This window comes from Kitasatospora sp. NPDC089797, from assembly GCF_040684795.1.
Lineage (GTDB): Bacteria > Actinomycetota > Actinomycetes > Streptomycetales > Streptomycetaceae > Kitasatospora.
In genome coordinates this window covers 1-24,896 of record NZ_JBFBGS010000023.1, presented here as the reverse complement: position 1 = coordinate 24,896, position 24,896 = coordinate 1, and the positions used below count along the sequence as shown (strand labels likewise).

At 72.8% G+C, this 24,896-nt stretch carries 23 protein-coding genes; 9 read left to right on the top strand and 14 right to left on the bottom strand.

Annotated elements, in window-relative coordinates:
* Positions 1-59: 59 nt before the first annotated feature.
* Positions 60-1,544, top strand: coding sequence for an NCS2 family permease (locus AB0O91_RS19855; protein ID WP_363434716.1), 1,485 nt, complete (start codon positions 60-62; stop codon positions 1,542-1,544).
* A gap of 116 nt (positions 1,545-1,660) precedes the next feature.
* Complete coding sequence (locus tag AB0O91_RS19850) at positions 1,661-2,860, top strand: XdhC/CoxI family protein (protein ID WP_363434713.1); 1,200 nt, start codon at positions 1,661-1,663, stop codon at positions 2,858-2,860.
* A 38-nt stretch (positions 2,861-2,898) separates the two neighbouring features.
* Here the strand turns inward: AB0O91_RS19850 and AB0O91_RS19845 are convergent, their stop codons facing one another.
* The 14 genes from AB0O91_RS19845 to AB0O91_RS19780 form a co-directional block, all read right to left on the bottom strand.
* A complete protein-coding gene (locus AB0O91_RS19845) occupies positions 2,899-3,519 on the bottom strand; it encodes a LysE family translocator (RefSeq protein WP_363434711.1) in 621 nt (206 codons plus the stop codon).
* Positions 3,520-3,553: 34 nt separating this feature from the next.
* Positions 3,554-3,970, bottom strand: a complete 417-nt coding sequence (locus AB0O91_RS19840) for a PIN domain nuclease (RefSeq protein WP_363434708.1) — start codon at positions 3,968-3,970, stop codon at positions 3,554-3,556.
* On the bottom strand, positions 3,963-4,160 hold the full coding sequence (locus AB0O91_RS19835) for a type II toxin-antitoxin system VapB family antitoxin (protein WP_350512677.1): 198 nt from the start codon (positions 4,158-4,160) through the stop codon (positions 3,963-3,965). Before AB0O91_RS19835 ends, AB0O91_RS19840 begins: the two co-directional genes overlap by 8 nt.
* A gap of 96 nt (positions 4,161-4,256) precedes the next feature.
* Entirely contained in the window at positions 4,257-5,999 is a 1,743-nt protein-coding gene (locus tag AB0O91_RS19830; protein ID WP_363434705.1) for an SDR family oxidoreductase, read from the bottom strand.
* Positions 5,996-6,943, bottom strand: a complete 948-nt coding sequence (locus AB0O91_RS19825; protein ID WP_363434702.1) for a M24 family metallopeptidase — start codon at positions 6,941-6,943, stop codon at positions 5,996-5,998. Before AB0O91_RS19825 ends, AB0O91_RS19830 begins: the two co-directional genes overlap by 4 nt.
* Before the next feature lie 12 nt (positions 6,944-6,955).
* Positions 6,956-8,053, bottom strand: coding sequence for a PDR/VanB family oxidoreductase (locus tag AB0O91_RS19820; protein ID WP_363434699.1), 1,098 nt, complete (start codon positions 8,051-8,053; stop codon positions 6,956-6,958).
* A gap of 173 nt (positions 8,054-8,226) precedes the next feature.
* Positions 8,227-9,144: a metal-dependent hydrolase gene (locus AB0O91_RS19815; RefSeq protein ID WP_363434696.1), complete on the bottom strand. Its 918-nt coding sequence runs from the start codon at positions 9,142-9,144 to the stop codon at positions 8,227-8,229.
* 209 nt (positions 9,145-9,353) lie between these two features.
* Positions 9,354-10,133 (bottom strand): IclR family transcriptional regulator C-terminal domain-containing protein, encoded by a 780-nt coding sequence (locus AB0O91_RS19810; RefSeq protein ID WP_363434693.1) that lies wholly within the window; start codon positions 10,131-10,133, stop codon positions 9,354-9,356.
* Between the two features lie 387 nt (positions 10,134-10,520).
* Entirely contained in the window at positions 10,521-11,981 is a 1,461-nt protein-coding gene (locus AB0O91_RS19805) for a catalase (protein ID WP_363434690.1), read from the bottom strand.
* A gap of 77 nt (positions 11,982-12,058) precedes the next feature.
* Positions 12,059-13,318 (bottom strand): allantoicase, encoded by a 1,260-nt coding sequence (gene alc, locus AB0O91_RS19800; RefSeq protein ID WP_363434688.1) that lies wholly within the window; start codon positions 13,316-13,318, stop codon positions 12,059-12,061.
* A gap of 174 nt (positions 13,319-13,492) precedes the next feature.
* A complete protein-coding gene (gene allB / locus AB0O91_RS19795; RefSeq protein WP_363434685.1) occupies positions 13,493-14,896 on the bottom strand; it encodes an allantoinase AllB in 1,404 nt (467 codons plus the stop codon).
* Positions 14,897-15,063: 167 nt separating this feature from the next.
* Positions 15,064-16,206, bottom strand: coding sequence for a glycerate kinase (locus AB0O91_RS19790; RefSeq protein WP_363434682.1), 1,143 nt, complete (start codon positions 16,204-16,206; stop codon positions 15,064-15,066).
* A 537-nt stretch (positions 16,207-16,743) separates the two neighbouring features.
* Positions 16,744-17,637, bottom strand: a complete 894-nt coding sequence (locus tag AB0O91_RS19785) for a 2-hydroxy-3-oxopropionate reductase (RefSeq protein ID WP_363434679.1) — start codon at positions 17,635-17,637, stop codon at positions 16,744-16,746.
* Positions 17,638-17,774: 137 nt separating this feature from the next.
* Complete coding sequence (locus AB0O91_RS19780) at positions 17,775-18,617, bottom strand: TIM barrel protein (protein ID WP_363434967.1); 843 nt, start codon at positions 18,615-18,617, stop codon at positions 17,775-17,777.
* A 209-nt stretch (positions 18,618-18,826) separates the two neighbouring features.
* On the opposite strand from AB0O91_RS19780, the gene AB0O91_RS19775 reads away from it, so the two are divergent.
* The 7 genes from AB0O91_RS19775 to AB0O91_RS19745 all read left to right on the top strand — a co-directional run bounded on the left by AB0O91_RS19775 (position 18,827) and on the right by AB0O91_RS19745 (position 24,873).
* Positions 18,827-19,081, top strand: coding sequence for a thiamine-binding protein (locus AB0O91_RS19775; RefSeq protein ID WP_363434676.1), 255 nt, complete (start codon positions 18,827-18,829; stop codon positions 19,079-19,081).
* Entirely contained in the window at positions 19,078-19,458 is a 381-nt protein-coding gene (locus AB0O91_RS19770) for a helix-turn-helix domain-containing protein (protein ID WP_363434674.1), read from the top strand. Before AB0O91_RS19775 ends, AB0O91_RS19770 begins: the two co-directional genes overlap by 4 nt.
* Before the next feature lie 226 nt (positions 19,459-19,684).
* Positions 19,685-20,188: a 2-oxo-4-hydroxy-4-carboxy-5-ureidoimidazoline decarboxylase gene (gene uraD / locus AB0O91_RS19765; RefSeq protein ID WP_363434671.1), complete on the top strand. Its 504-nt coding sequence runs from the start codon at positions 19,685-19,687 to the stop codon at positions 20,186-20,188.
* 103 nt (positions 20,189-20,291) lie between these two features.
* Positions 20,292-20,627 carry a hydroxyisourate hydrolase gene (gene uraH, locus AB0O91_RS19760; RefSeq protein WP_363434668.1) on the top strand — a complete coding sequence of 112 codons (336 nt, stop codon included), beginning with the start codon at positions 20,292-20,294 and terminating at the stop codon, positions 20,625-20,627.
* A gap of 30 nt (positions 20,628-20,657) precedes the next feature.
* A complete protein-coding gene (gene pucL / locus AB0O91_RS19755; RefSeq protein ID WP_363434665.1) occupies positions 20,658-21,578 on the top strand; it encodes a factor-independent urate hydroxylase in 921 nt (306 codons plus the stop codon).
* A gap of 302 nt (positions 21,579-21,880) precedes the next feature.
* Positions 21,881-23,404, top strand: a complete 1,524-nt coding sequence (locus AB0O91_RS19750) for a nucleobase:cation symporter-2 family protein (RefSeq protein WP_363434662.1) — start codon at positions 21,881-21,883, stop codon at positions 23,402-23,404.
* Positions 23,405-23,487: 83 nt separating this feature from the next.
* Positions 23,488-24,873 carry an 8-oxoguanine deaminase gene (locus tag AB0O91_RS19745; protein ID WP_363434659.1) on the top strand — a complete coding sequence of 462 codons (1,386 nt, stop codon included), beginning with the start codon at positions 23,488-23,490 and terminating at the stop codon, positions 24,871-24,873.
* Positions 24,874-24,896: the final 23 nt, after the last annotated feature.

The following is a 24,896-nucleotide window of genomic DNA, read 5'->3' as shown; positions in this document are numbered from 1 at the left end:
TTGACTGGCAGTCAGGTCGGCTCGCCCACCCCAACCCCCTTTGACACTTGGGAGTGGACATGACCAGGATCCCCACGGAGCCCGGCACCACTGAAGCAGACAGACCCGCCGAGGACGAGACCCACCCCTCGCCCCCGGCAGCAGGGCCGAAGGGCGCGCTCGACGCGTACTTCAAGATCTCGGCCCGCGGCTCGACCCTCGCCAACGAACTACGCGGTGGCCTCACCACCTTCATGGCGATGGCGTACATCATCCTGCTCAACCCGCTGATCCTCAGCGGCGCGGACGTCAACGGCCTCAAGCTCGACCACGCCGCGCTGACCACCGCCACCGCCCTCGCGGCCGCCGTCACCACCCTCCTGATGGGCCTGGTCGGCAACGTCCCGCTGGCGCTGGCCGCCGGGCTCTCGGTCTCCGGCGCGGTCTCCGCGCTGGTGGTACCGCACACCACGTGGCCCCAGGCCATGGGCCTGTGCGTGATCTACGGGCTGCTGATCGTGCTGCTGGTGGTCTCCGGACTGCGCGAGAAGATCATGAACGGCATCCCGCTGCCGCTCAAGCACGCGATCACCATCGGCATCGGCCTGTTCGTCACGATCATCGGCCTCTACAAGGCCGGCTTCGTGCACACCGGCGGCCCCACCCCGCTGTCGCTCGGCCCCTTCGGCGAGCTCTCCGGCTGGCCCGTCCTGATCTTCTGCCTCACCCTGCTCACGATCTTCGTGCTGATGGCGCGCGGCGTGCGCGGCGCGATCCTGATCGGCATCGCCGGCGGCACCGTGGTCGCGATCGTCGTCAACCGGCTCGCCCACGTACCGGCCAAGGCCTGGGCGAACTCCGTCCCGGTCTGGCCCGGCAGCCCGGTCGCCGCCCCCGACTTCAGCCTGTTCGGCCACGTCGACCTGTTCGGTGCCTTCGGCGGCAAGGGCCTCGGCGCGATCAGCGCCTCCGTCGCGGTGTTCACCCTGGTGCTGGCCGGCTTCTTCGACGCCATGGCCACCATCATCGGCGTCGGCACCGAGGCCGGACTCGCGGACAAGCAGGGCCGGATGCCCGGCCTGTCCAAGGCCCTGTTCATCGACGGCGCCGGCGGCGCGGTCGGCGGCCTGGCCGGCGCCTCCGGCCAGACCGTCTTCGTCGAGTCCGCGACCGGCGTCGGCGACGGCGCCCGGACCGGCCTCGCCTCCACCGTCACCGGCGCGATGTTCGCGCTGATGCTGTTCTTCTCGCCGCTGGCCGGCATCGTCCCGGTCGAAGTCGCCTCCGCCGCACTGGTGGTGATCGGCTCGATGATGATGAGCCAGGCCCGGCACATCGACTGGTCCGACCGCGAGGTGGCCATCCCGGCCTTCCTGACCAGCGTGCTGATGCCGTTCACCTACAGCATCACGGCGGGCGTCGCGGCCGGCGTCATCTCCTACTCGGTGATCAAGGCCGGCCAGGGCAAGTGGCGCGAGCCCGGGGTGCTGATGTGGATCCTCACCGCGGTGTTCGTCGTGTACTTCGCGCTCGGCCCCGTCAAGTCCTGGCTCGGCGTGCACTGAGCGTCCGCGTCCCGGCCGTTCGCCCGGGGCTTTGAGCAGCACCGCCGCCGTACGGGATCGTTTCCCGTACGGCGGCGTCTCCCGCTACTGTCGAAACCGTGTAAGGAGCCTCCGACATGCAGGACATCGCCGAGCAGCTGCAGGCCTGGCACGCGTCCGGGCGCTCCTTCGCCGTGGCCACCGTCGTCGGTGTCTCCGGCAGCGCCCCGCGCGACCCGGGCGCGGCCCTGGCCGTCGACGCGGCCGGGGAGGCGGTCGGCAGCGTCTCCGGCGGCTGTGTCGAGGGCGCGGTGTACGAGCTCTGCCAGGCCGCGATCGAGAGCGGCCGACCGGCCCTGGAGCGCTTCGGCTACAGCGACGAGGACGCCTTCGCGGTCGGCCTGACCTGCGGCGGGGTCCTCGACGTGTTCGTCCAGCCGGTGGTCCCGGGCACCGACCCCGGGATGGACGCCGGCCTCGCCCGGATCGCCGACGGCACACCCGTCGCGCTCGCCCGGGTGATCTCCGGACCGGCCGGACTGCTCGGCGCCACCCTCGCCGTCACCGCCCAGGACGTGCACGGGGCGCTGTCGGTCGGACCGTCCACGGTGGGCGCCCTGGAGCGCGCCGTGATCGCCGAGGCCCGGGCCATGCTGGACGCCGGACGCACCGGGCGGATCGTGCTCGGCCTGGACGGACGGCCCTGCGACGACCGGGACCGGGGCACCGTCACCTGCTTCGTCGAGTCCTACGTGCCCGCGCCCCGGATGCTGGTCTTCGGCGCGATCGACTTCGCCGCCGCCGTGGTGCGGATCGGCAAGTTCCTCGGCTACCACGTCACCGTCTGTGACGCCCGGCCCGTCTTCGCCACCGCCCGGCGCTTCCCGGACGCCGACGAGGTCGTGGTCGACTGGCCGCACCGCTACCTGGACGCCCAGCTCGACCGGCTCGACGGCCGCAGCGTGCTGTGCGTGCTCACCCACGACGCCAAGTTCGACGTCCCGCTGCTCGAACGGGCCCTGCGGCTGCCGGTCGGGTACGTCGGCGCGATGGGCTCCCGGCGCACCCACCGCGACCGGGAGGCCAAGCTGCGCGAGGCGGGCCTGACCGACGCCGAACTCGCCCGGCTGCGCTCCCCCATCGGCCTCGACCTGGGCTCCCGCACCCCGGAGGAGACGGCCGTCTCGGTGGCCGCCGAGATCATCGCCCACCGGCGGGGCGGCAGCTGCCTGCCGCTGAGCGCCGGCCACGGGCCGATCCACCACGACGCGGTGTCACCGGCGGTGACCGTCGCGCCGGAGCAGACCGCCCGGACCCGCCGGACCCACGCCGCCTGAGACCCGCCCGGGATCCGCCGGGGACCCGCCCGACCGCGTCAGTCGCCCAGCGCCAGCTTCAGGCCGAAACCCACCACCACCGCGCCGGTCACCCGGTCCATCCACCGCCGGGCGGCCGGGCGGCGCAGCCAGCCGCGCAGCACCCGGGCGAAGCCGACCAGCACGACCGACCAGAGCACGCCCTCCACGACGTGCACGCAGGTCAGCGCCACCCCCGCGGCGAAGTGCGGGGCCCCGGCGGGGATGAACTGCGGCAGCACGGCCACGTAGAACACCCCGACCTTCGGGTTGAGCAGATTGGTCAGCGTCCCGCGCCGCCAGCCGGCCCGGAACCCGCCCTCGGCGGGCTCCTCCTCGGCCGCGGCCTCTGCGCCGCGCTTGCGCAGCATCCCCACGCCCATCCACACCAGGTAGGCCGCCCCGGCCCAGCGCAGCACCTCGTACGCCACCTGCGAGGCGGTCAGCAGCGCCGTCACCCCGGCCGAGGTCAGCGTCCCCCAGATCAGCGTCCCGGTCTGGATCCCCAGCACCACGCCCCACGCCTGCCGCCGCCGCCCCAGCGCGGAGGTCCGCAGGACCAGCGCGGTGTCGAGCCCGGGCGTGAGCGTGAGCAGCCCCACGACGAGGGCGAAGGACCACAGAGCCGTTGTCATCTCCATGGGCCTCGATGCTCTCACAGCCCCGGTGGAGCGATCAGTCGGCCGTCCCCTGCGGGACGACCCACTCGGTCGGCTGGCCGGTGACGGCGGCGATCATGTCGTAGTCACCGTCGTAGTGCAGGACCGTGGCACCGTGACGCTCGGCGGTGGCGGCGATGACGAGGTCCGCCACGGACAGGGCCCGCCAATTGCCGGCGCTCGTCAGGAGGGCTTGCACCTCGATGGCTCGGTCCCACACTTCGTCGGGGATGGCGAGCCAGTCGAAGCCGCTGAGGCCCTCACGGATCTCGATGGCATCCGCCTTGGAGCGGGCACTGTGCATGATCTCCAGTTCGACGGCGCCGCAGACCGCCACCACTCCCCTGACGATCAGCGGCCTGAGGACGGCCCTGACCTTCGGTTTGGAGAAGCGCGCGAAGGCCGACTTGTCGATCAGGTAGCGCTCAGTCACCCTTTTCCACCGGCCCGGTGAGATCGGGCAGTCCACCCTCGGCGAGCCAGGCCATGAACTTCTCCCGCTTGCGGCGCTTGACGAGGTCCTCAAGAGCAGCGTTGACGGTCGCGACCTTGGTTGTCGTACCGAGAATCTCAGCGGCCTCGGCCAGGAGTTCGTCGTTGACGTCTATCACGGTGCGAGCCATGGCTGACCTCCCAAAGGAATACAGGCCTGCGATATCACAATCGATGGTAATTGATATCGCAGGCCTATTGAGGCCGATCAGGTGACGTTCACCGGATCAAGTGACGTTGAGGCGGGCGGCGAGGCGGAGGAGGCCGGGGCTGAGGCGGGAGAGGAAGCGGGCGGCCTTGGCCTCGGGGGTCACCGGGACGACCGGCTTGCCGGTGCGGACGGCGGTGACCACGGCGGTGGCGACCTTCTCCGGGGGGAAGCCGCGGCGGGCGTAGAGCTTGGCGGCGCGGGCCTGCTTGGCGGACTGCTCGGCGGCGGTGGTCGCGGAGAAGGTGGAGGTGCGGGTGATGTTGGTGTTGACGATGCCCGGGCAGATGGTGGAGACGCCGATGCCGTGGGCGACGAACTCGGCGCGCAGGCAGTCGGAGAGCATGAAGACGGCGGCCTTGCTGGTCGCGTAGGCGGTGAGCGCCTTGGACGGCAGGTAGGCGGCGGCCGAGGAGACGTTGACGATGTGGCCGCCCTGGCCGCGGTCGGCCATCAGGGTGCCGAAGGCGCGGCAGCCGTGGATCACGCCCCAGAGGTTGACGTCCAGGACGCGCTGCCACTCCTTCTCGGTGGTCTGCAGGAACGTCCCGGAGTGGCCGATGCCGGCGTTGTTGACCATCACGTCCGGCACGCCGTGCTCGGCGGCGACGCTCTGGGCGAAGGCGTCCATCGCGGCGCCGTCCGAGACGTCCACCTGGTAGGCGTGCGCCTGCGGGCCGACCAGCGCGGCGAGTTCGGCGGTGCGCTCGGCGGCCGCCAGGTCGAGGTCGCAGACCACCACCCGGGCGCCCTCCTCGGCGAAGGCGAGCGCGGTGGCCCGGCCGATGCCGCTGCCGCCGCCGGTGACGACCACCAACCGGCCGTCGCCCTCGGCGACTTCGCCCTTCGGGTCGGCGTCGATGCGGGCGGTGAACTCGCGGACCAGGCCGGCCACGGTGGCTCCCTTCTCCAGCAGCGCCGACCAGTGGCCGGCGTGCAGCGTACGACGGGTCAGGCGGGGAACCCAGCGTTCCAGGCCCTCGGAGAGGTAGGTGCCGACGTAGCGGTCCCGGGTCAGGGTGACCAGCTGGACCGGCACCTCGGTCGGCCGCTCGCGCGGACTGCCCATGGTGGGGCGGAAGTTGGCCCGGTAGAGCTCGATGCCGCGGACGGCGTCGCGACGCAGGCTGGGTTGCGGGTGGCCGGCCCGCGGGGTGACGTGCTCCAGGTCGCGCAGCACCCGCGGCCAGGCCCGGGCGAGGCCCAGTCGCCAGACCGCCGGGGCGAGGAAGGGCAGGTGGAAGGCGGTGATGTACCAGGAGTGCAGGCCCTGGTGGAGCAGCTGCCCGAGGTGGCGCGGGGTGGGGCGGCGCAGCCGGTGGCGCAGCCAGTAGCCCATGTGGTCCAGGCTGGGGCCGGACAGCGTGGTGTAGGAGGCGATCCGCTGCTCGGCGCCGGGGGCGGTGACGGCCTCCCAGGACTGGATCGAGCCCCAGTCGTGGGCCACCAGGTGCACCGGCCGGTCCGGGCAGACGGCGTCGGCGACCGCGAACAGGTCGTCGGCGAGGCGCTCGAGGCGGTAGTCCTCGCGGCGGGCCGGGGCGGTCGACTCACCGGCGCCGCGCACGTCGTAGCGGACCACGTGGTGGTCGCGGGCGAGGTCGGCGGCGATGTCGTCCCAGACCACGTGGGTGTCCGGGTAGCCGTGCACCAGGAGGACCGTGGGGGCCTCCGGGTCGCCCTGCTCGAAGACGGCGAGCGACAGGCCGCCGGAGTGGACGGTGCGGCGGCGGACGGGTGCGGCCGGGAGGGGGGTCGTCATCGGGTGGCCTCCTGGGTGGTCGGCTCGGTGTCGGTCGCCGCGTCGGCGGTCGACCCGGCGGCCGCCGGTTCGGCGCCGGTCGGCTCGATGGTGGCCGAATCGTCGGCGGCGGTCCAGCGGCGGACGTGCGGGAGGTCGTCGTCCAGCCAGTACGCATCGTCCTCCGTGACCACCAGCAGTTCCTCGAACTTGATGCCCACGCCGCGGAACCCGATGTGCGGCTCGACCGCCCACAGGCCCGGGGTGGGCGCGTGCCGGGACGACCGGCCGTCCGCCCACAGCGGCGAACGGCCGTGCAGGCGCTCGGAGATGAGCTCCCGGCCGAGGGTCTGGAGGGTGCGCACGCCGAAGCCGAACACGTTCACCCCGGCCGGGCCGCGGGTGACGGTACGGGTGACCTGATGGCCGATCACCCGGCCCGGGTAGACCTGGTGCCGGTTGTCGTAGCCGTGTGCGGCGATCTGCGCGTCCACCGCCGCGTACACCTCGTTGAGCGGCTTGCGGGCGCGCACCTCGGCGAGGATCAGCTCGCGGTAGACCTTCAGGTCGGCGGCCAGCCGGTCCCAGACCCGGTTCTCGCCGACCTTGCCGCCGTAGCCGATGTCGGCGGTGTAGCCGTCCACGATCGGCGCGCAGTCCAGGACGTACGGCATGCCCTCCTCCAGCCGGCGGTTGCCCGCGAAGAACTGCAGCGGGGTGTGGAAGTGCCGGAAGGCGGTGCGGTCGCCGAACCAGGCGAACGGGATGTGGAAGAAGTCCTGCACCCCGGCGGCGACCAGGCGGCGGCGCAGCTCGGCGGTGGCCTGGCGCTCGGTGACGCCCGGTTCGATCCAGGCGGCGACCTGTTCGGCGCAGTGGTAGGCGAGTTGCTGGGTCTCGCGGAAGCGGGCCAGGTCGCGCTCGGTGTAGGAGAACGTCGGCATCGCGGTCGCCGTCGGGGGCATCGGGGGCTCCTTCTAGAGGTCCAGCACGAGGGTCTCGCCCTCGGCGGCCCGGGAGACGCAGGGCAGCAGGGCGCCGGCGGCACGCTGCTCGGGGGTGAGGCGGCGGTCCCGGTGCTCGGGGGCGCCGGCCAGCAGGCGGACCTCGCAGGTGCCGCAGAAGCCCTGGTGGCAGGAGTACGGGAGGTCGGGGCGGGCCTCGCGCAGCACGTCCAGGGCGGAGCGGTCGGCGGGGACGTCCAGGGTCGGGCCGTCCGCGCCGAGCCGGACCGCGAAGGGCGCGCCGTCGGTGATCGGGGCGGCGCCGAAGCGCTCGAAGTGCAGGGCGGAGGCGGCGGAGCCGTCCAGCGCGCCCTGTACGGCGGCGAGCATCGGGGCCGGGCCGCAGCAGTAGACGGCGGCGCCGCGCGGGGCGTGGGCGAGCAGTTCGGCGCCGGTGGGGACGCCGCCGTGGTCGTCGTCGGTGCGCAGCACCACGCGGTGCGGGTCGAGGGCGCGCAGTTCGTCGGCGTACGGGAGGCTGTCGGCGCTGCGGCCGACGTGGACCAGGCGCCAGTCGAGGCCGTGGCGCCGCGCCTCGTGGACCATCGGGAGCAGCGGGGTGATGCCGATGCCGCCGGCCAGCAGGAGGACGGCGGGCTCGGCGCAGAAGGCGAAGCCGTTGCGCGGGCGGCGGGCGGTGAGCCGGGTGCCCGGGTGGAGGACGTCGTGGACCTCGACCGATCCGCCGCCGCCGGCGGGCAGTCGGCGGACGGCGATCCGGTACTGCCGGCGGTCGGCGGGGTCGCCGTTGAGCGAGTAGTGGCGCTCGCGGCCGGAGGGCAGGGTGACCCGCAGGTGGGCACCGGGCTGCCAGCTCGGCAGCTGGCCTCCGGAGGGGTCGGCGAGGGTCAACTCGACGACGTCGGAGGCCGGTTGGCGGCGGCTGGCGACGACCAGCTGGAGCTGCGGGGTGGGGCGGCTGAACGGCCGGCGGGGGTTGCGGCGCAGCAGCGGGCTGCCGAGGGCCGGCGAGTAGCGGTCGCCGAAGGCGGTGAGCCGGCGGAGGAACGCGTCGGCGCGCGGGCGGCCGTAGAGGTCGGGGGGCGGGGTGAGCGGGGTGAGCGGGTCCATCCGGCGGGGTCCTTGGCGTGGGAGAGGCGGGGCGGCGGGCGGCGGGACGGGTGCGCGGCAGGCGGGGCGGCGGACGACGGGCGGGACGGCGGGCGGGCGAACAGCTGACAACTTTCAGAGTTCAGCGAACAGATGATGTTCTCTGTTCGCTGAACTCTGTCATCTGTTCGCCGTCAGCCGTGGGCGGCGGCCGCCCGGGCGGCCGGAGAGGTGGCGAGGTAGCCCAGCGCCTGGCTGGAGGACCCCTCCTGGGTCGGGTGGTAGCCCGGCCGCAGGTAGCGCAGCCCGGAACGGATGGAACGGACCGGGTCCGGCAGCAGTCCGCGCTTGGCGATCCGGCCCGCCTCCCGCCAGGTGGGCTTGAGCCGACCGTCGAGGGTCGGGTCGGCGGCGAGCAGGAAGCGGGCACCGCGCACCCACAGGTGCACCAGCAGCGGCCCGGACACCGCCATTCCCCGGACCCGGCGCAGATAGCCGGGGTCCAGGTGGACCATCAGGTCGTAGGCGACGCTGCGGTGCTCGACCTCCTCCGCGCCGTGCCAGCGCAGCAGGTCGAGCATGGTCGGGTCGGCCTCGGCCCGGTCCAGCCCCGGGGAGTTGAGCGCCCAGTTGCCCAGGAAGGCGGTGAAGTGCTCGATCGCCGCGACGAAGGCGACCCGTTCGATGATGTTCTCCCGCTGCCGCGCCGGCGAAAGGCCCGGCTTGTCGCCCAGGACGCGCTGGAAGAGCCAGGAGATCTGCCGGACGTACGGGCGCGGGTCGAGCCCCTGGCCGAGCAGGTGGTCGAGCACCTCCTGGTGCGCCTCGGCGTGGATGGCCTCCTGGCCGATGAAGCCGAGCACCTCCTCGCGCAGCTGCTCGTCCCGGATGAGCGGCAGCGCGTCCTTGAACACCTTGACGAACCAGCGCTCGCCCTCGGGCAGCAGCAGGTGCAGCACGTTGATCACGTGGGTGGCCATCGGCTCGTCCGGGATCCAGTGCAGCGGCAGCTGCGCCCAGTCGAAGCGGACGTTCCGGGGCTCCAGGACGAGGCTCTCGTGCACGCGTGCGGCGGGGGCGGCGAGGGCGGGGACGGGGGTGGAGCTGGGCATGGCAGGCCCTCCTGACCTGGCGGCGGCGGCTCGACTCTGCGAAACGTACTCGCCGGTAGCGGCGGGGACAAGAGGTTCGACAACTCTTATCGACATCGAGTCTAATAAGTGATGTGCACCGCGGGACCACCCCGGAAACCCTCCGCGGACAGCGCACGGGCCCCGCCGGACGACACGTCCGACGGGGCCCGGCAGGCGGCGGGCAGTGCTCAGACCGCCATCGCCAGCATCAGCGGCGCCGCCTGGACCGCCAGCAGCTCGGCGGCGGCCTTCAGCTTGTGGATGTTGTCGACCGGCATCGACGTGGCCAGGCAGCCGACCGTACTGCCCGCCGTGATCGGCACCGCCGCGCAGACCGTACCGAGCGCGTACTCCTGGATGTCCAGCACCGGCACCGTGGCCGGCTGCCGCTCCAGCCGGTGCATCAACTGGTCGGCGTCGATGACCGTGCGGGAGGTGAGCCGGGCGACCGGATGCCGGGAGAGGTGGTCCCGCCGGGCGTCCGAGTCGAGCTGGCTGAGCAGGCACTTGCCGATCGCGCTGGCGTGCGCGGTGGCCCGGAAGTCCACCCACTCCTGCACGGCGGGCGCGTAGTCGGCCGCCGAGACCGCCTCGACCGACAACTCCCCGTCGTGGTAACGGCTGAAGTACACTGCGGCACCCAACTCGTCCCGGAGTTGCGCGAGTTTGCGGTTCAGCCGGGCCTTGACGAGCTGCTCCCGGTTGTGCTGGCCGAGCAGCGCGAAGGTGCCGCCGAGGACCCAACCGCCGTCCTGGCACTGGAGATAGCCCTCGATCTCCAGGATCTCGGCGAGCCGACGGACGGTCGGCAGGCCCAGCGACGTCTCCCGCGCGAGGCCGACCAGGGTGGCGCCGTCGGGGTGCCGGTCGACGGCCTCCAGCAGTCTGAGGGCGTGCTGCAGGGAGGTGAACGGGCCCGTCGGACCCTGGTCCAGCGCGGCGTGACGACCCGGGGCTGGTGTCGACATGTCGTCCCCTTCCGATGTCCCCCCACGGAGCGACCGCGGGCGGTCTCCAGCCTATCCACCCGGGGGCCCGGGCGGCTGCTGTCCGTGAATATCGGTGAACATTCCGTGGAGCAACCGCCGGTCGGCCGGTAGCGGCGTCGCTCCCGTGGGGCGTCGCGCGTGGAGGGTCGTACCCGTAGAGGGTCGTCGGCGTGGAGGGTCGTACGCGTGGAGGGTCATACCCGTAGAGGGTCGTCGGCGTGGAGGGTCGTACGCGTGGAGGGTCGGGGCGGGAACGACCCGACGGGCCCCTCCCCCACTGCCCGGGGGGAGGGGCCCGTCGCGGAGCCGCCGGGGTGCGGGCCCCGGCGGTCCTGAGGGTGCGGAGAGTGCGAAGAGCGCGGAGGGTCAGCCCTCGTCGCCCGCGCGGAGCTTGGTGACGGCGGCCTCCAGTCGGGCGCCGTACTCCTCGTCGGCGGCGTGGAAGTGGGCGAGGTTCTTCTCGACCACGTCGTCCCTGGTGACCTGGGAGAGGAAGCCCGCGATGTTGTCGATCAGACGGGTCCGCTCACCCGCCGACATCAGCCGGTAGAGCTCGCCGGCCTGGAAGAAGTCGTCGTCCTTGGTGTGGGCCGGCGTGGTGTAGGTGCCGGTGTAGCCGTCCACCTTGACCGGCGCGGCGAGCGCGCTGTCGGTCTGGGCCGGGCCGTCGTACGAGTTGGGCTCGTAGTTCTTGCCGCGGCCGGCGCTGTTGGCGGCCATGAGGCCGTCCCGGCCGTAGTTGTGGGCCTCGGTGGCGCGCGGGGCGTTCACCGGCAGCAGGGTGTGGTTGACGCCGAGCCGGTAGCGCTGGGCGTCGGCGTAGGCGAACAGCCGGCCCTGGAGCATCTTGTCCGGGGACGGGCCGATGCCGGGCACGAAGTTGTTCGGCGAGAACGCGGACTGCTCGACCTCGGCGAAGACGTTCTCCGGGTTCCGGTTGAGCACCAGGCGGCCGACCTTGACCAGCGGGTAGTCGGCGTGCGGCCAGACCTTGGTGAGGTCGAAGGGGTTGAAGCGGTAGTCCGCGGCCTCGGCGACCGGCATCAGCTGGACGTAGAGGGTCCAGGACGGGAACACCCCGCGCTCGATCGCCTGGTGCAGGTCGCGCTGGTGCGAGTCGGCGTCGGCGCCGACCACCTCGGCGGCCTGGCCGCCGTCCAGGCTGCGGATGCCCTGGTTGGTCTTGAAGTGGTACTTCACCCAGTAGGCCTCGCCCTCGGCGTTGACCCACTGGTAGGTGTGCGAGCCGTAGCCGTTCATGTGGCGGTAGCTGGCCGGGATGCCGCGGTCGCCGAACAGCCAGGTGATCTGGTGGGTCGAGGCCGGCGAGTGGGCCCAGAAGTCCCAGACGTTGTCCGCCTCCTGCACGCCGGTGTACGGGTCGCGCTTCTGCGAGTGGATGAAGTCGGGGAACTTGACCGGGTCCTTGATGAAGAACACCGGGGTGTTGTTGCCGACCAGGTCGTAGTTGCCCTGCTCGGTGTAGAACTTCAGCGCGAAGCCGCGCGGGTCGCGCACCGCGTCGCTGGCCCCGAGGTTGCCGGCGACGGTGGAGAAGCGCAGGAAGACCTCGGTGCGCTTGCCGACCTCGGACAGGAAGGCCGCCCGGGTGTACTTCGACACCTCGTCGGTGACCTCGAAGTAGCCGTACGCGCCGGAGCCGCGGGCGTGCACGACGCGCTCCGGGATGCGCTCGCGGTTGAACCGTGCCAGCTTCTCCAGCAGTTGCTGGTCCTGGATCAGCAGCGGGCCGTACTCGCCGGCCGAGGCCGAGTTCTGGTTGTCGGCGATCGGGGCGCCGGACTCCGTGGTCAGGATCTTGGACATGGAGGGTCCTTCAGGTGTCGATAAGGCGGTGCGTGAAGGCAGTGCGTGGAGGGGGGCCGGCCGGGCGCGCGGGGCGCTCAGACGCCCAGCAGGCGCCACAGCGCCGAGCGGCGGCGGGCGGAGTGCTCGCCGTCCGGGCCGTCGGCCGGCCGGAGACCGGCGACCGCCGCGGTGGCCGCGGCCGGGTCCGCCAGCGGGCGGGCGGCGGCCAGCGCGGCGGCCTCCTCGGCGGTCAGGCCCGCCTCGGTGAGCGCACCGGCGGCCTCGGCGGCCGGGACGGCGTTGAACCAGCGCAGCGCGAGGGCCGCGCGGCCGGCCTCGGTGAGGCGTCCGGTGAGCCGGAGGCGGGCGAGCCCGCCGTCCGGGTGGACGTTGATCCGCACGTGGGTCACCGGGCGGCCGACGTCGAGCCGGAGACGGTGCCGGGTGTCGGGCTGCAGCCGGGTGCGGGGCAGGATCTCGAACCACTCGCCCTCGGCCGGGTCCTGTCCGGTCGAGGCGTCGAAGCCGATCAGGTCGGCCCAGCCGGGGGCATTGGCGACGAAGTGGGTGGTGTCCACCTCGACGGCCAGGGCCTCACCGCCCCCGGCCAGGGCGATCTGCACCCAGTCGTTGGCCTTGTCGCGCCGACGCCGGGTCTCCCAGCCCTCGCCCATGACGGAGGCGCGACCGGGAGCGTTCAGGTTGTGCGGGGAGGAGAAGTAGCGGTCGGACGCCGCCTCCGCCACACCGCCGTACTCCTGGGCGGCCAGGTCGAAGGTGAGGCCGTCCAGTTCGCGCGGGTCGGGCAGCACCTCGCCGTGCACCCGGAGCCGGGCGACGCCGCCGTCCGGGAAGATGCTCAGCCGCACGTGGGTGTAGCGGGCGTCGTCCTGGACGGCGAACTCGTGGGCGGTGTCGCCCTGGAGCGGGGTGCGCGGCACGATGACGGTCCAGTCGGCGTCCCGCAGCTCCTCCGGCGAGGGGTGCCCGGGGACGGCGGCCGCCTCGACCACGGCACTCTCCGGGTAGTTGCCGGTGAAGTGGGCGGTGTCGACGATCACGCCGCGGATCACGCCGCCGACGCCGAGCCGGACGATCGTCCAGTCGTGGTCCTGGTCGGTGGGGTGCGGCTGGTCGGCGGAGACTCCGCGCCGGCGCTTGGACTCCCAACCGTCCATGATCTGGCCCTTGTTGCCGAAGGTGTGCGGGCGGAACTCGGCGGGCTGGGCCAGCAGCAGGTTCTCGGCGTCCGCGAAGGTGTCCTCATTGGTGGCGACGACGCCCGCGCCGAGCAGCCGGGAGGCCAGGTTGACCAGCTCGGTGAAGGAAGCACTCGGGGTGTCGACAGTGGTCACTGACTCTCCTCGGAAGAAGGTTGCGGTTCGGGAAGCCGGTCGGTTCGGGAGGCGGCGTCGTTACGGAACGGTGTCGCTGCGGAACGGTGTCGCCACAGAACGGTGTCGCTGCGGAACGGTGTCGCCACAGAACGGTGTCGCTGCGGAACGGTGTCGTTGCGGAACGGTGTCGTCTCAGGAACCTTCGGTGGCAGGGGGGTTGACGGGACGGGCCAGCTGACGGCCGAAGGGCTCGGCGCCGGTGTCCACCGCCCGGCCGCGCAGCCAGGTGGTGCGGACGGCGCCGCTCAACGTCCTTCCGGCGTACGGGGTCACCGGGTTGCGGTGGTGCAACTCGGCGGCGTGGACGGCGAACTCGCCGTCGGGGTCGAAGGCGACCAGGTCGGCGTCGCAGCCCGCCGCGATGGCGCCCTTGGTGCCGGTGAGGCCGACCAGGGCGGCCGGCCCGGAGGACATCCAGCGCACCACGTCGGCGAGGCGGTGGCCGCGCCGGCGGGCCTCGGTCCAGACCGCGGGCAGGCCCAGTTGCAGCGAGGCGATGCCGCCCCAGGCCGCCGCGAAGTCGCCGCTGCCGCCGTACTCGGGCAGCAGTTTGAGGTCGGGGGTGGACGGCGAGTGGTCGGAGACCACGGCGCTGAACTCGCCGTTCGCCAGGGCCTCCCAGAGCGCGTCCCGGTTGGCCTCGTCGCGGATCGGCGGGCAGCACTTGAAGGCGGTGTCGCCGTCCGGCACCTGCTCGGCGGCGAGGGTCAGGTAGTGCGGGCAGGTCTCGGCGGTGACCTGGACGCCGTCCGCGCGGGCCCGGCGCAGCAGCGGCAGCACGGCGGCCGAGGAGACGTGCAGGATGTGCACCCGGGCGCCGGTGCGCCGGGCGGTGTCGAGCAGTCGGGCGACCGCCGCGGTCTCCGCGCCGGCCGGCCGGGAGGCGAGGAAGTCCCGGTAGTGGACGCCGGGTTGCTGCGGGGCGGCGGCCAGCACCGCCGGGTCCTCGGCGTGGATGATCGCCAGCGCCCCGAGCCGGGCCTGCTCGGCCAGGGCGGCCTCCAGGTCGGCGGCCTCGACGTGCGGGAACTCGTCGACGCCGGACGGGGCGAGGAAGCTCTTGAAGCCGAACACGCCTGCCCGGTGCAGGGGTTCGAGGTCGGGGACGTTGCCGGGGACGGCCCCGCCCCAGAAGCCGAGGTCGACCCAGGCCTGGCCCTCGGCGGTCTTCCGCTTGACCTCCAGCCCGGCGGGCGTGGTGGTGGGCGGGACGGAGTTGAGCGGCATGTCGATGATCGTGGTGACGCCGCCGGCCGCGGCCGCCCGGGTGGCGGTGGCGAAGCCCTCCCACTCGGTCCGGCCGGGCTCGTTGACGTGCACGTGGGTGTCGACCAGGCCGGGAAGCAGGGCGGTGTCACCGAGGTCGACGAGGTCACCGTCACCGCGGCCGGCGAGGTCGCCGGCGCCGGCCGTGAGCGAGCCGTACGCCGCGACCCGCTCGATCCGGCCGTCGCGGATCAGCACGTCCGCGGGGCGCTCGCCGTCGGGCAGCACCGCCCGGCGGGAGCGGATCACCGCTGGCTGGCGGAACGGCATGGGGACCTCCGAAGACCTGGATCTGGGGCGATGGGGGTACGCGGCGGCACACCGGACCACGCGGCGCGGGGCGGCGCCCGCGGTGGTCGGAGTGGGTGGGAACCGAAGGATTGCCGGGAGCCTAGGCCCGGCTTCAACAAAACGTCAATGGAGGAACGTACGAGGGATCAGCCCGACAGCAGGGCTTCGGCCAGCCGCTCCCCCGCCGTCTCGGCCAGCTCACCGGCCCTGGTCAGGCTGTCCCCCGGCTGCTCGGCGAGGTCGGTGAGGGCGATCGCGGCGGTGAAGCCGGCCGCCCGCCACTCGGGCTCGGACAGCTCCAGCCGCCCCGCCACGGCGGCCACCCGAACCCCCGCCCGGGCAGCCGCCGCGGCGACTCCGGCGGGGGCCTTGCCGTGGAGCGTCTGTGCGTCCAGGCAGCCCTCACCGGTGACGACGAGGCGTGCCCCACGCACGGCCCCGTCGAAACCCAGCAGTTCGAGCAGCAGCTCGATACCGGCTCGCATGGTGGCGCCGAGCAGGGCGAGGGCCGCGAAGCCCACCCCGCCCGCGGCCCCGGCGCCGGGGGCCTCCCGGACGTCCCGTCCGGTCGCCGCGGCGACCCGGTCGGCGAAGCGGGTCAGCCCCTGCTCCAGGACCACCAGGTCGTCCCCGTCGGCGCCCTTCTGCGGGCCGTAGACGGCGGTGGCGCCGCGCGGCCCGAGCAGCGGATTGTCCACGTCGCAGGCGACCACGACCTCCACCCCGGTCAGCAGCTCGGCCAGCGGGCCGAGGTCGATCCGGTCCAGCCGGCGCAACGCGGCTCCTCCGGGCGGGAGTTCGACGTCATCGGCGTCCCGCAGCCGGACTCCGAGCGCCTGCACCATGCCGGCGCCGCCGTCCGTGCAGGCGCTGCCGCCGAGGCCCAGCACGATCCGCTTGGCGCCCATCGACACCGCCCGGCCGATCAGCTGGCCGACGCCGTAGGAGCCGGCCGCCAGCGGGGCGGTCCGGCCGCCGGGCAGCCGGGCCAGCCCGGAGGCCTGGGCCAGCTCGACCACGGCGGTGTCGCCGCGGACGGCCAGCGCGGCGTCCACCGGCAGGCCGGTCGGGCCGGCCACCTTGGCCGGGACGCGGGCGAAGCCGGCCGCGAGCGCCGCGGCCAGGGTGCCCTCGCCGCCGTCGGCGACGGGCAGTTCGCGCACCTCGGTGCCGGGCGCGGCGCGCCGGATGCCGGCGGCGATCCGGGCCGCGGCCTCGGCGCCCTCCAGGGTGCCCTTGAACTTGTCCGGCGCTACGACCACGTGGCCCTGGTGGGGGGTGGGGGGCATCGGTGGTCCTCACTTCCGTACGGGGTCTGGCAGTGGTTCGACAAGCATGGGTCCGGTGGCCGACCGGAGGCGAGCCCCCCGGCCGGGCGGTGCCGATCCGGGCGCCGGAGAGCGGTGATGCCGGTCCGGGCACCGGAAAGCGGTGGTGCCGGTCCGGGCACCGGAGAGCGGTGGTGCGCCCCCGTCCGGGCCGGAAGGAGGTGGTGCGCCCCCTCCGGGCACCGGAAGGGGGTGGTGCGACCCCCTCCCCGCCGTTCCCCTCGTCCCGCTTCCGACGTACGAGGGGCTCCCCTCGGCGGGGAGGGGGCCAGGCGACACGCAACAGGCACGACCGAAGTGCCCCCGGGGGAGGGTGTGCGCGTCACCGGCTTGGATCGACCGGCGGGCGGGCGGATGAGCCCCGGCCCGACCGCCGGTCGGGTCTGGCCTCCTGGTGGCGCGGGCACGACCGGTTCAGGTACACGCCACCAGGAGGAGCTTGCGGGAGGTGCGGCATCGCAGGGGCGTCACGCACCCCGGCGCCGCACCGGCCCGGTGCTACGCCACCTCGCGGCCCGAGAGCCGCTCGACGCCGCGCAGCAGCGCCGAGTGGTCGAGCGAGCCGTCGCCGTTGGCCCGGGCGGAGGCGACCAGTTGGGCCACCACGGCGCCGACCGGCAGCGCGGCGCCCACGGCGCGGGCGGCGTCGGTGACGATGCCCATGTCCTTGTGGTGCAGGTCGATCCGGAAGCCGGGGGCGAACTCGCGGTCGAGCATGTTGGCCTTCTTGCGGTTCAGCACGGTGGATCCGGCCAGGCCGCCGCCGAGCACGTCCAGCGCGGCGGCGAGGTCGACCCCGGCGTTCTCCAGGAACACCACGGCCTCGGCGAGCACCTGGATGTTGACCGCGACGATCAGCTGGTTGGCGGCCTTGACGGTCTGGCCGGCGCCGTCGGGGCCGACGTGCACGACCGTGGTGCCCAGCGCGTCGAAGAGCGGCTTGGCCTCGGCGAAGTCCGCGGCCTCACCGCCGACCATGATCGACAGCACCGCCTCGACCGCGCCGGCCTCGCCGCCGGAGACCGGGGCGTCCAGGGTGCGCACGCCCTTCTCCCGGGCGGCCTTGCCGACCTTGATGGAGGTCTGCGGGGTGATCGAGGACATGTCGATCACCAGGGTGCCGGCCTTGACGTTCTCCAGGACGCCGCCCTCACCGAGGATGACCGCCTCGACGTGCGGGTCGGCCGGGACCATGGTGATGACGACCTCGGCGTCCTTCACCGCGTCCGCGATGCCGGCGGCGCCGTGGCCGCCGGCCGCGACCACGGTGTCGATCGAGGCCTGGGAGAGGTCGAAGCCGGTCACGTGGTGGCCGGCCTTGACCAGGTTGACGGCCATGGGCTTGCCCATGATGCCGAGACCGACGAAGGCAATCTTGCGGGAGGCGCTCATCGCGACGGTTCCTTACGTGTGCGGGTGGGGAGGGGTGGCGGGGCGGGCCCGCCGGGCGGCGCGGTGCTCGGCGCGGGGCGCCGGCCGACCGGGTTCGCCGACCGGGCGGCGGGGCGCTGGACGCCGCCCGACGGCGGCTACCGGGCCGCGCGCAGCTCGCGCGGCAGCCAGTCGAAGCTGTCGGCACTGACGCCGGTGGAGGGCCGGTACTCCAGGCCGATGGAGCCGGTGTAGCCGGCGGCGCTGAGCCGGGCGAACAGGTCCTCGAAGTCCAGTTCGCCGGTGCCGGGCTCGTTGCGGCCCGGGTTGTCGGCGATCTGCACGTGGCCGATCCGGTCGGCGTACGTGTCGATGACCGCGGCCAGGTCCTCGCCGTTCTTGGCCAGGTGGTAGAGGTCGCAGAGGAACCTGGCGTTCCCCAGGCCGGTGGCGGCGTTGACCCGGTCGACCACGTCGACCGCGGCGGCCGCGGAGACCAGCGGGTAGTCCGGGGACTCGGCCCGGTTCAGGGCCTCGATCAGCAGGACGGCGCCGATCCCGTGCGCCGCGCGGGCCGCGAGCACCAGGTTCTCCAGGGCGAGCGCGTCCTGCTCGGCCGGCTCGACGCCCTCGATCCGGTTGCCGTAGAGCGCGTTGAGCGCGGTGGCACCGAGCGAGGAGGCGAGTTCCGCGGCGACCGGGACGTTGGCGCGGAAGCGCTCCCGCTCGGCCGGGACCGAGACCGTGCCCCGGGCGCCCAGGCTGAGGTCGTCCAGGAAGTTGAGGCCGGTGAGCCGGACCCCCGCGTCGCTGAACGCCTTGCGCAGCGCGTCCAGTTCGGCCCGGCTCGGGTCGTGCTCGGCACCGAAGGGCCACCAGAGCTCGGCGGCCGTGAAGCCGGCCGCGGCCGCGGCCGCGGGGCGCTCCAGCAGCGGGACTTCGCCGAACAGGATCGACAGGTTGACCGTGAAGCCGTGCTTGGCAGCCGCCGTCACGTCCATCACCTCTCACTCTCTCTTCCTTCATCCGCAACTTCCACGATCCGGAAGAGGGATTCTGTGTGGTGGAAGCATCTCCGCCCCGCCGAGCGGGTGTCAAGGCTGCCGCAACATTTTGTTGAAGAGGTCCCGGGTCGCCCGCACCCCGGGGTCGCGCCTGTTCGATCACCCAGCCCCTGCATCCGCCCGGCCCCGCTCGATACAGTGAGCACGTGCGATTGATGGTGGAGTTCACGACAGAACCGTTCGAACTGGACACGTTCCCGGAGCACGCCGCCGCGGCCCGCAAGGTCGTCGACGAGGCCGGCCTGGACGTGTCGGTCGGCCCCTTCGGGACCGGCGCCGAGGGCGAGGCCGACCAGGTTCTCGCCGCGGTGACCCGCCTGCTCCGGGAGACCCTGGACGCCGGGGCGACCCGCATCTCCGTCCAGATCAGCCTGCTGGGCGAGGAGGGCGGTACGCCGTGACCGAGCACGTGGAACACCCGCTCGCCGCGGCGGTCAAGCCGCTGCTGGACGCGGTCGGCGCGACGCCCGTCCCCCTGGACGAGGCCAAGGCCGAGGACGTCGTCCTGGAGTGGGAGGGCACCCCGGCCCTGGCCGTCCGGCTGCCGCACCTGAGCAGTGCGCTGGACCGGCTGCTGACCGAGATGGCCCGCCAGTTCGACGGCCGCCCGCTGGCCGAGCTGGACCGCTGGGAGAAGCAGCGGGTCGTCGCGCTGCTGGAGGAGCGCGGCGCCTTCACCGTCCGGCACGGGGTGGAGACGGTCGCCTCCGCCCTGGGCGTCAGCCGGTTCACCGTGTACAACTACCTGAACCGCCAGGACGGCTCGAAGCCCTCCTGAACGGAGCGCGATCACCCCGGGACCACCCGGGCGGAGGAGTGACCCCGTCGACGCCGGCCTGTCCGGATCGGCCCACGGCGGGGCACACTTGGCGAATCGCACACGAAAGGGCCCCGCAGCGCGGCCCGGTTCAAAACGTAACCACCAACCGTTCAACAAACTGTTGACGGCCGGGTGGGGCCGATCTAGCTTTTCCGGGTGGCACCACTCTTCAGGAGGTCCACCCGTGACCAACCACCCCCACGCCCTTGACGCCCTGGCCGCGACCGATGCCGCGGAACTGGCGGAGATCCTGCTGGAGATATGCTCCAGCCCCCGTTGGGCCGCCGCGATCGCGGAGGCGAACCCCTGGTCCGACCGCGAGGCCCTGCTCGCCGCCAACGCGGCGGCGATGGCCGGACTGACCGACGCGGACCTGCGCGACGCGATGGCCGGACACGCCCGGATCGGACAGCCCAGAGCGGGCGACGCCACCTCCGAGCGGGAGCAGGCCGGCATCCAGGGCGTGGACCGGGCCGTCCTCGACGAACTGCACGCGGCCAACGCGGCCTACGAGGCCAAGTTCGGCCACGTCTTCCTGATCTGCGCGACCGGCCGCACCGCGGCCACCATGCTCGCGGCCCTGCGCGAGCGCCACCCCAACGACCCCGCCACCGAGGCGGAGATCGTCCGGGGCGAGCTGCGCAAGATCAACGACATCCGGCTCAACCGCCTCCTCGACGTCTCCTGACGCACCGTCAGGAATACTTCGTGGACGGGCCAACCCGCCCGGAACGGTCGACGCCGCGACCTGACGCACCATCACCTCTGCCATCAGTAAGGTCACCTCACCCATGACTGGCATCTCCACCCACGTGCTCGACACCAGCCTCGGCCGCCCGGCCGAGGGCGTCCCGGTCGAGCTCGCACTGCACACCGAGGGTGGCTGGAAGGTGCTCGGCACCTCCGCCACGGACTCCGACGGCCGGGTCAAGGACCTGCCGGCCGTGGAGGCGGGCTCGGTCGTCCGGCTGCTCTTCGACACCGCCGCGTACTACGCGCCGAAGTCCGCGGAGCCGCCGTTCTTCCCCGAGGTCTCGATCGTCTTCACGGTCGCGCCCGAGCAGCACCACTACCACGTGCCGCTGCTGCTGAACCCGTTCGGATACTCGGTCTACCGCGGAAGCTAGTAGACCGACCTGGAAGCTTAGGAGCCTGTCATGGCCCACGTACTCGGTCAGAACCAGTACGGCAAGGCGGAGAACCGCATCGTCCGGGTCTACCGCGACTCCACCCGGCACGAGATCAAGGACCTCAACGTCTCGGTCTCCCTCCAGGGCGAGTTCGAGGACGTCCACCTCACCGGGTCCAACGCCAACTGCCTTCCCACCGACACCACCAAGAACACCGTCTACGCCTTCGCCAAGGAGTACGGGATCGACTCGGCCGAGGCCTTCGGCATCCTGCTGGCCCGGCACTTCGTCGACGACACCGAGCGCGGCGTCGTGCACAGCGCCCGGATCCGGATCGAGGAGTACTCCTGGGACCGGATCCGGACGCCGGACAGCTCGGCCCGCTTCATCGGCTCGGAGGAGGTCGGCCACTCCTTCGTCCGCAACGGCCAGGAGACCCGCACCACCGAGGTCGTCTACGACGGCGAGAGCGTGCAGGTCATCTCCGGCCTGAAGGACCTCGTCGTCCTGAACTCCACCAACTCGGAGTTCTGGGGCTACATCAAGGACAAGTACACCACCCTCCAGGAGGCGTACGACCGCATCCTCGCCACCCAGGTCACCGCCCGCTGGAAGTACGGCTACAGCGGTCGCGACGGCGAGGCCCAGCCCAACTGGAACCGCTCCTACACCCACGTGAAGCGGCACATGCTGGAGGCGTTCGCCGAGACCTACTCCTACTCGCTGCAGCAGACCCTGCACTCGATGGGCACCCGGGTCCTCAACAACCGCGCCGAGGTGGACGAGGTCCGCCTCGAACTGCCCAACAAGCACCACTTCCTGGTCGACCTGGAGCCCTTCGGCCTCAAGAACGAGAACGAGGTCTACTACGCGGCGGACCGCATGTACGGCCTGATCGAGGGCACCGTGCACCGCGAGGGCGTCGTCCCGGTCATCCCGGTCGCCTGACCTCCCCCCACACCGGACGCCTGCACTCCGCCCGGAATCGCCGCATCCTCCGGTCCGTACCGACCGGTCGGGTGCGGGCGGACCGCACCATCGGCACCACCGGCAACTCACCCACCACCCGCACCAGTTCACGTTGCACCTGTTTCTCCACCCCCACCAACCGGAGTTCGTGTCTGCCTCGCGGCGGCCGGCCCGGGGCACTGGAGAAGCGCCCCGAGGGATCCTTGCTCCGCCGTCCCGCCCTCGGGGGGTCTCCAGCGCCACGGGCGCGCCGGGAGCCACGGGCACAAGAGGGGCTCGACATGGCACCCAGCAACACCAGCAGTAACGACGGCGGTTCCACCCCGGCAAGAACCCCAGACCCGAACGGCACCTCAACCCGCCTCGCCGGCGGGCCGTCCGGGTCCGGGCCCCACCCCGTGGACGAGGTGCTGCCCCCGGTGAAGCTGTTCTCCACCGGGCTCCAACACGTCGCCGCGATGTACGCGGGGGTCGTCGCACCCCCGCTGATCGTCGGCGCCGGCGTCGGGCTCTCCGCCGCCGACCTCGCCCTGCTCATCTCGGCCAGCCTGTTCACCGCCGGACTGGCCACCCTCCTCCAGACCCTCGGCATCTGGCGGATCGGCGCGCGGCTGCCGTTCGTGAACGGCGTGTCGTTCGCGGGCGTCGCGCCCATGATCGCCATAGCCAAGGAGCACGGACCGAAGGACGCCCTCCCGGTGATCTTCGGAGCGGTGATCGTCGCGGGGCTCCTGTGCTTCCTCGCGGCACCGTACTTCTGCAAACTCATCCGGTTCTTCCCCCCGGTCGTCCAGGGCACCGTGATCACCCTCATCGGGGTGTCCCTGCTCCCGGTGGCGGTGAACTGGGCGCGCGGCGGTTCGCCGGGCGCCCCCGGATACGGCTCCATGCGGGCCGTCGGGCTCGCCGCGATCACCCTCGTCGCGGTGGTGCTCTGCAACCGGCTGCTGCGCGGTTTCTGGCAGCAGCTGTCCCTGCTCATCGGCCTGGCGCTCGGCACCCTGATCGCCTTCCCGCTGGGGCTGGCCGACTTCGGCGCGGTCCAGGACGCGAAGGTCTTCGCGCTCCCGTCCCCGTTCCACTTCGGCGCGCCGATGTTCGACGCGGCCGCGATCGTCTCGATGTGCATCGTCATGGTGGTCTCGATGACCGAGTCCACCGCCGACATGCTCGCCCTCGGGAAGATCGTCGGGCGCGAGGCCGACGAACCCACGCTCGCGGCCGGCCTGCGGGCCGACGGACTGGCCACCGCGCTCAGCCCCGTCTTCAACGGCTTCGCGGCCAGCGCCTTCGCCCAGAACATCGGGCTGGTGGCGCTGACGAAGATCCGCAGCCGCTTCGTGGTCGCGGCCGGCGGAGGCATCCTGATCCTGCTGGGGCTGTTCCCCGTGCTCGGGTCGGTCGTCTCCCTGGTGCCGCAGCCCGTCCTCGGCGGCGCCGGGATCGTGCTCTTCGGCACCGTCGCGGCGAGCGGCATCCGCACCCTCGCGGAGGCCGGCATGGAGTCCAGCGCCAACACCATCCTGGTGTCGGTCTCGCTCGGTGTCGGCATCGTGCCGATCGCCGTGCCGACCTTCTACGACGCCTTCCCGGAGGCGGTCCGGACCCTGATGCACTCGGGGATCTCGGCCGGCTGCGTGATGGCCGTCCTGCTCAACCTGCTCTTCCACCACGTCGGAGCCGCCCGTCGGGCCGCCTCCGGGGCCGGGCCCGAAGCCGAATCCGGGCCCGGGTCCGGGTCCGGGTCCGGATCCAGAACCGGGCAGGCCTCCGGCGCGACGGTACCGACGGCGACGCCGTCCTGACGACACCGTCCTGACCGGTCCGGGCGGGGGCGCGCACCACTCGGTGCACGCCCCTCCTGGCCCTCCCCCATAGGAGTCACACCATGGCAGTCCAGCCCCCGCCCGCCGACCAGCGGATCGTGATCGAGAACGTCTCGATCGCCACCGTCGACGCCACCGACACCGAGTACGCCCGCGGCCACGTGGTCATCCTCGGGAACCGGATCGAGTCGGTCGGCGACGGCCCCGCCCCGCAGTGGCTGGACAACGTGGTGCGCCGGATCAACGGCGAGGGCCACCTGCTCACCCCGGGCCTGGTCAACACCCACCACCACTTCTACCAGTGGATCACCCGCGGCCTCGCCCAGGACGACATCCTCTTCGACTGGCTGGTCGCCCTCTACCCGACCTGGGCCCGGATCGACGAGAAGCTCGTGCACGCCGCCAGCCAGGGCTCGGCCGCCGCCCTGCTCAAGTCCGGCTGCACCACCGCCTCCGACCACCACTACGTCTTCCCCAAGGACGGCGGGGACGTCCTCGGCGCCTCGATCGAGGCCGTCCAGGAGCTCGGCCTGCGCTTCACCGCGCTGCGCGGCTCGATGGACCGCAGCAAGAAGGACGGCGGCCTGCCGCCGGACCACGCCGTCGAGGAACTGGACGACATCCTGGCCGCCTCCGAGGCCGCCGTGGACCGTTACCACGACGCCTCGTTCGGCTCGATGCTGCACGTCGCGCTGGCGCCCTGTTCGCCGTTCTCGGTCTCCACCGACCTGCTCCGGCAGTCCGCCGAACTCGCCCGCCGCAAGGGCGTCCGACTGCACACCCACGGCTCGGAGACGGCCGAGGAGGAGCAGTTCTGCAAGGAGCTGTTCGGCATGGGGCCGACCGACTACTTCGAGTCGGTCGGCTGGCTCGGCGAGGACGTCTGGATGGCGCACTGCGTCCACATGAACGACTCCGACATCGCCAAGTTCGCGGAGACCGGCACCGGTGTCGCGCACTGCCCGTCCTCCAACGCCCGGCTGGCCGCCGGGATCGCCCGGGTGCCCGACATGCTGAAGGCCGGCGTCCCGGTCGGGCTCGGGGTGGACGGCACCGCCTCCAACGAGTCCGGCGAGCTGGGCACCGAGCTGCGCAACGCGCTGCTGATCAACCGGCTGCACGGCTCCCCGACCGCGCTGACCGGGCGCCAGGCGCTGCGGCTGGGCACCATGGGCGGCGCCCGGGTGCTCGGCCGGCAGAACGAGATCGGCTCGATCGAGGCCGGCAAGCTGGCCGACCTGGCGCTGTGGAAGATCGACGGGGTCATGCACTCGTCGATCGCCGACCCGGTCGCCGCCCTGACCTTCGGCGCGCTGCCGCCGCTGGCGACGCTGTTCGTCAACGGCAACGCCGTGGTCGAGAAGGGCGAGCTGACCACCGTCAACGAGGACCGGATCGCGCGGGCCTGCGCCCGCGCGGCCAGGGAGCTGGCCTCCCGGCCGGTCTGACGGGCCGGCGGGCGGGCCGGAGC

Excerpts from the sequence above, each read along its gene's own strand:
- AB0O91_RS19810 (WP_363434693.1), bottom strand. The coding sequence starts at position 10,133 with ATGTCGACACCAGCCCCGGGTCGTCACGCCGCGCTGGACCAGGGTCCG.
- AB0O91_RS19750 (WP_363434662.1), top strand. The coding sequence starts at position 21,881 with ATGGCACCCAGCAACACCAGCAGTAACGACGGCGGTTCCACCCCGGCA.
- AB0O91_RS19830 (WP_363434705.1), bottom strand. The coding sequence starts at position 5,999 with ATGACGACCCCCCTCCCGGCCGCACCCGTCCGCCGCCGCACCGTCCAC.
- AB0O91_RS19785 (WP_363434679.1), bottom strand. The coding sequence starts at position 17,637 with ATGAGCGCCTCCCGCAAGATTGCCTTCGTCGGTCTCGGCATCATGGGC.
- AB0O91_RS19790 (WP_363434682.1), bottom strand. The coding sequence starts at position 16,206 with ATGCCCCCCACCCCCCACCAGGGCCACGTGGTCGTAGCGCCGGACAAG.
- AB0O91_RS19820 (WP_363434699.1), bottom strand. The coding sequence starts at position 8,053 with ATGGACCCGCTCACCCCGCTCACCCCGCCCCCCGACCTCTACGGCCGC.
- AB0O91_RS19835 (WP_350512677.1), bottom strand. The coding sequence starts at position 4,160 with ATGGCTCGCACCGTGATAGACGTCAACGACGAACTCCTGGCCGAGGCC.
- AB0O91_RS19815 (WP_363434696.1), bottom strand. The coding sequence starts at position 9,144 with ATGCCCAGCTCCACCCCCGTCCCCGCCCTCGCCGCCCCCGCCGCACGC.
- AB0O91_RS19850 (WP_363434713.1), top strand. The coding sequence starts at position 1,661 with ATGCAGGACATCGCCGAGCAGCTGCAGGCCTGGCACGCGTCCGGGCGC.
- AB0O91_RS19825 (WP_363434702.1), bottom strand. The coding sequence starts at position 6,943 with ATGCCCCCGACGGCGACCGCGATGCCGACGTTCTCCTACACCGAGCGC.
- pucL (WP_363434665.1), top strand. The coding sequence starts at position 20,658 with ATGGCCCACGTACTCGGTCAGAACCAGTACGGCAAGGCGGAGAACCGC.
- allB (WP_363434685.1), bottom strand. The coding sequence starts at position 14,896 with ATGCCGTTCCGCCAGCCAGCGGTGATCCGCTCCCGCCGGGCGGTGCTG.
- AB0O91_RS19855 (WP_363434716.1), top strand. The coding sequence starts at position 60 with ATGACCAGGATCCCCACGGAGCCCGGCACCACTGAAGCAGACAGACCC.
- AB0O91_RS19780 (WP_363434967.1), bottom strand. The coding sequence starts at position 18,617 with ATGGACGTGACGGCGGCTGCCAAGCACGGCTTCACGGTCAACCTGTCG.
- AB0O91_RS19805 (WP_363434690.1), bottom strand. The coding sequence starts at position 11,981 with ATGTCCAAGATCCTGACCACGGAGTCCGGCGCCCCGATCGCCGACAAC.
- AB0O91_RS19745 (WP_363434659.1), top strand. The coding sequence starts at position 23,488 with ATGGCAGTCCAGCCCCCGCCCGCCGACCAGCGGATCGTGATCGAGAAC.
- AB0O91_RS19845 (WP_363434711.1), bottom strand. The coding sequence starts at position 3,519 with ATGGAGATGACAACGGCTCTGTGGTCCTTCGCCCTCGTCGTGGGGCTG.
- uraH (WP_363434668.1), top strand. The coding sequence starts at position 20,292 with ATGACTGGCATCTCCACCCACGTGCTCGACACCAGCCTCGGCCGCCCG.